This window comes from Streptomyces boluensis (assembly GCF_009908195.1).
GTDB lineage: Bacteria > Actinomycetota > Actinomycetes > Streptomycetales > Streptomycetaceae > Streptomyces > Streptomyces boluensis.
This window is the reverse complement of record NZ_JAAAHS010000472.1, coordinates 1-5,202: the sequence shown is the minus strand read 5'-3', so window position 1 is coordinate 5,202 and position 5,202 is coordinate 1. Positions and strand designations below refer to the sequence as shown.

Below are 5,202 nucleotides of genomic sequence, written 5' to 3'. Positions count from 1 at the left end.
GTGTTGGTGGGGGTGAGGCGGGGGGCGTGAAGTTGGTTGTTCCGTATGGCGAGTTGGGGTTCGCCGGTGGTGTGGAGTGCGGTGGGGAGCGGGCTGTCGTCGTCGGTGTCGATGAGGGTGATGCGGTCGGGGTTCTCGGTCTGTGCGGTGCGCAGGAGGCCCCAGAGCGCGGAGTGGGTGAGGTTGACGGGCTCATCGGGCTGGGTGGCGATGGCCCGGTGCGTGGTGACGACGAGGGTCGAGTGGGCGTAACGCTCGTCGGTGAGCCAGCCCTGCACAGTGGCCAGGGTGGAGTGCAGAACCTCGCGTACGGCATCCGGCACATCGGTGTCGTCGACAGGGCCGGTGGGTGCGGGAATGTCGAGGTGCAGGACGTCGGGTATCGGCCCGTCGGCAGGTACTGAACCGAGTGCCACGTACTCCGTGGCGCCCCCGACGGGAACCGGCACAGGAGCCGGCACAGGAACCCAAGCCGTACTGAACAACCCCTCCCGCGTGGTGGATCGGGCCTGTCGCAGTGCCTCCTTCGACAGTGGACGCAGCAGCAGCGACTCGACCGTCGCGACCGGCGCGCCCGTCCCGTCCGCCACCGTCAACGCGGCGGACTCGGCGCCGTCGAGCCGCAGACGTACACGCAACTGCGCGGCGCCCACGGCGTGGACGGTCACTCCTGACCAGGAGAACGGAAGCAGCGCGGGGCGGTCCTCGCCCAGGACACCCGGGAGCAGCGGATGCAGGGCCGCGTCGAGCAGCGCGGGGTGGAGCAGGAACCGTCCGGCCTCGCCCCGCTGCGACTCGGGCAGCGCGACCTCGGCGAACACCTCGCCCTCGACCGGCCCCCGCCACACGCGGCGCAACCCCTGAAACGCAGGGCCATACGTGTACTCCTGATCCGCCAACTCCGCGTAGAGGCCGCCGAGTTCGAGCTCCGTGGCCCCCGCCGGAGGCCACACCATCAGGGCGTCACCGGCAGGCGCGGCGGGCTCGGCGGGCGCCAGCACACCGTCGGCGTTCAGCGTCCACGGGCGGGTGTCGCCGTCGTCCGTACCGCTGTCGACGCGTGAGTACACGCTCAGGCTCCGCAGCCCGGCGTCGTCCGCCGCGCCCACGACCAGCTGTACCTGCACGCCGCCGTCTGCGGGCAGTACCAGCGGCGCGGCCAGGGTCAGTTCCTCGACGTGTCCGGCGCCGAGCTGCTCGCCCGCCCGTACCGCCAGCTCCACGAAACCGGTGCCGGGAAGCAGCGTCGTACCGGCCACGACGTGCTCGGCCAGCCACGGGTGCGTGCGCAGCGAGATCCGGCTCGTGAACAGGTACTCGTCCCGGTCCGCCATCCCCACCGAGGCGCCCAGGATGGGGTGCCCCACGGCGGTGAGCCCGAGCCCGGCCGCGTCTGCCGGCGCGTCGACGGCGTCCAGCCAGTACCGCTCGTGCTGGAAGGCGTACGTGGGCAGGGGAGCGGGCTGGGCCTGGGTGCCGTCGAAGTAGGCGTTCCAGTCGATGCGGGTGCCGTGGTTGTGGAGTGCGGCCAGGGCGCGGGTGGTGGCGTCGGCCTCGGCGTGCCGGGGACGGAGCAGGGACACGGCGACGGGCGCGTCCGTACGCGTGGTGCTGCCCGGCACGAGAGCCGTCAGCGTGGCGTCGGGCCCGATCTCGATGTACGTCGTCACGCCCTCGGCGTCGAGCGCGCGGACGGCGTCGGCGAAGCGGACGGTGCCCCGGAGCTGGTCGGTCCAGTAGTCGGCGGAGCCGAGCTGCTCCTCCGTGGCCAGGGCACCGGTGTACGTCGACACGATCGGCACCGCCGGTCGCCCGTACGCCAGCATGGCGGCCCGCGCGCGGAAGGTGTCGAGGACCGGGTCCATGTGGGGGGAGTGGAACGCGTGCGACACGGTGAGCCGCTTGACCTTCCGGCCCTGCTTCTCGAACTCCGCCTCGATCATCCGCACTTCACCCTCGTCACCGGACACGACGACTGAGTCGGGACGATTGATGGCGGCGAGCGAGACGCCGTCGGTGAGGTGCGGGGTGACCTCTTCCTCGGTGGCTTGGATGGCGGTCATGGTGCCGCCGTGGGGGGCGGTTTGCATGAGGTGGGCTCGGGTGGTGACGAGGGTTGCGGCGTCTTGGAGTGTGAGGACGCCTGCGAGGTGGGCGGCGGTGAGTTCGCCGATGGAGTGTCCGGTGAGGTAGTCGGGGGTGATGCCCCAGGATTCGATGAGTCGGTAGAGGGCGACTTCGAGGGCGAAGAGGGCGGGTTGGGTGTGTTCGGTGCGGTTCAGCAGGTCTGCATCGGTGCCCCAGATGATGTCGCGCAGCGACCGGTTCAGATGTGCGTCGAGGGCGTCGAGTACGGCGTCGAAGGCTTCGGCGAAGACGGGGTAGGTGTCGTACAAATCCCGTCCCATGCCGAGGCGTTGGGAGCCCTGGCCGGTGAACAGGAACGCGGTCTTGCCGCTCTTTCTGGTGCCGGTGGAGAGGGCGGGGTGCGAGGTGCCGTCGGCGAGGGCGCGTAGGGCGTCCCGCAGAGCGGCCGGGTCGTCGTCCGTGACGGTGATCGTGGCGCGGTGGTCGAACGGCGCGCGCTGGGTGGCGAGGCTGTACGCCGTGTCGAGTACGGGTGCGCCCGGGTGCTCGTCGAGGTGGGTCAGGAGGCGTTCCGCCTGCGCGGCGAGCGCCTGGGGCGACTTGGCGGAGAGCACGTACGGCAGCACCGGCAACGTACGAGCGGAGCCCTGCCCGGCCGGATCGGAACCAGTGGGCTCGGAACCGGCAGGCTCGGCAGACGACTCCGGGGCCGCCTCCTCCGCCGACGCCTCCTCAATGATCACGTGCGCGTTCGTCCCGCCGAAGCCGAACGACGACACACCCGCGCGGCGCGGCCGACCGTCCGCCTCCCAGGGGCGGGCCTCCGTCAGCAGTTCGAGGCCGCCGTCCGCCCAGTCGACATGGCGGGACGGCTCGTCGACGTGCAGGGTCCGGGGGAGTACGCCGTGGTGCAGGGCCTGGACCATCTTGATGATGCCGCCGACGCCCGCCGCCGCCTGCGCGTGGCCGATGTTGGACTTCAACGACCCGAGGTAGAGCGGCTGTTCGGCCGGGCGGTCTTTCCCGTACGTGGCGAGCAGCGCCTGCGCCTCGATGGGGTCACCGAGGGTCGTGCCGGTGCCGTGGGCCTCGACGGCGTCGACGTCGGCGGTCGTCAGGTTCGCCGAGGCCAGGGCCTGGCGGATGACCCGTTCCTGGGAGGGGCCGTTCGGGGCGGTGAGGCCGTTGGACGCGCCGTCCTGGTTGACGGCCGAACCCCGCACCACCGCAAGGACGTTGTGCCCGTTGCGCCGCGCGTCCGAAAGTCGCTCGACCAGGAGCAGACCCACACCCTCGGCCCACCCCGTACCGTCCGCGTCCTGCGAGAACGACTTGCAGCGGCCGTCCGGCGCCAGGCCGCGCAGCCGCGAGAACTCGATGAACGCGCCCGGAGTGGACATCACCGCCGCGCCGCCCGCGAGGGCGAGGTCGCACTCGCCGGAGCGCAGTGCGTTCGCCGCCATGTGCAGCGCGACCAGGGACGAGGAGCACGCCGTGTCCACCGTCACGGTCGGCCCCTCCAGGCCGAAGGTGTACGCGAGCCGGCCCGAGGCGATGCTGCCCGCGCTGCCGCTGAACAGATACCCCTCGTTGCCGTCGGCGGGCAGATGGGGGCGGGAGCCGTAGTCGTTGTACATGAGCCCCGTGAACACGCCCGTGCGGCTGCCGCGCAGCTCCGCCGGGTCGAGCCCGGCCCGCTCGAACGTCTCCCACGTGGTCTCCAGGAGCAGCCGCTGCTGCGGGTCCACCGCGAGCGCTTCGCGCGGCGACATCCCGAAGAACTCCGGGTCGAACCGGTCCGCGTCGTGCAGGAACCCGCCCTCGCGGGTGTACGACGTACCGGGCGCGTCCGGGTCCGTGTCGTACAGCCGCTCCAGGTCCCAGCCGCGGTTCACGGGGAAGTCGCTGACCGCGTCCACGCCGTCCGCGACAAGTCGCCACAGGTCCTCGGGCGATGACACTCCGCCCGGGTAGCGGCAGGCCATGCCGACGATCGCGATCGGCTCCTGCGCCTTGTCCTGCACCTCCCGCAACTTCTTGCGGGCGTCCCGCGCGTCCGCGATGGCCTTCTTGAGGTAGTCCCGGAGTTCCTGCTCGTTCGCCACGGTGTGCTCAGCTCCCCGACATGGTGTGGCCAGTGATGAAAAGAGGTGATGGGTGGGCGCGGCGGAGCCGCCCGGCCGGACGCGACGCCGCGCCGTACCGGACGGACCCGAAGCCGCCCGTCAGTCGAGCCCGTTGATCAGGGCGAACAGCTCCTCGTCGCTCGCGTCGTCCAGGTCGTCGTCCAGGTCGTCGTCCGCGGCGTCAGCGCCCTCGGCGGCCTGCCTGGCGCCGCTCGCCGTCTCGGCGACGTCGAGCAGGTCCCGCAGCCGGGTGGTGATCAGGTCGTACGCCTCCGCGTCCGCCGACGCGTCCCTGACCGCGGCCTCCAACCGCCCCAGCTCGGCAAGCACGGGATCTGCGGCCGACGCCTCCTCCACGCTGATCTGCTGCCGCAGATACGTGGCGAGTGCGGTGGGGTTGGGGTGGTCGAAGACGAGGGTGGTGGGGAGTTTGAGGCCGGTTGCCTGGTTGAGCTGGTTGCGGAGTTCGACGGCGGTGAGGGAGTCGAAGCCGAGCTCCTGGAAGGCGCGGTCGGCGTCGATGGTGGTGCTGTCGCCGTGCCCGAGCACGGTCGCCACCTGCGTACGGACAAGGTCCGTCAGCGCACGCCCCCGCTCGGTCTCGGAGAGCATGGCGAGCCGCTGGGCCAGCGCCGGACCGCCGCCGGCCGACCCGTCGCCCGTCGCCGCGCTCGCCCGTCGCGGCACCGACGGCACCAGGCCGCGCAGGATCGGCAGCACCGCGTCGCCCTGCCTGCGCAGCGCGCCGGTGTCGAGCCGAGTGACGGCCAGAACCGCCTCATCGGTCTCCAACGCCGCGTCGAACAGGTCGAGTGCCTCGGCGGTGTCCAACGGCTGAAGCCCCAGGCGGGCGAGGCGGCGCAGGTCGGTGTCGTGGAGTTGGTTGCTGATGGTGCTGGTCTGGTTCCAGAGGCCCCAGGCGAGTGAGGTGGCGGGTTGGTTCTGTGTGTGGCGGTGGTGGGCGAGGGTGTCGAGGAAGGTGTTGGCG

Annotated in this window: 1 protein-coding gene and 1 pseudogene; both read right to left on the bottom strand. The window is 71.7% G+C overall.

Annotated elements, in window-relative coordinates:
- Positions 1-4,181 (bottom strand): annotated as a pseudogene (locus GUY60_RS33980) (type I polyketide synthase); the annotation flags it as partial.
- 132 nt (positions 4,182-4,313) lie between these two features.
- Positions 4,314-5,202, bottom strand: an 889-nt coding sequence (locus GUY60_RS33975; RefSeq protein ID WP_187370196.1) for a beta-ketoacyl reductase, incomplete at its 5' end; no start/stop codon positions are given.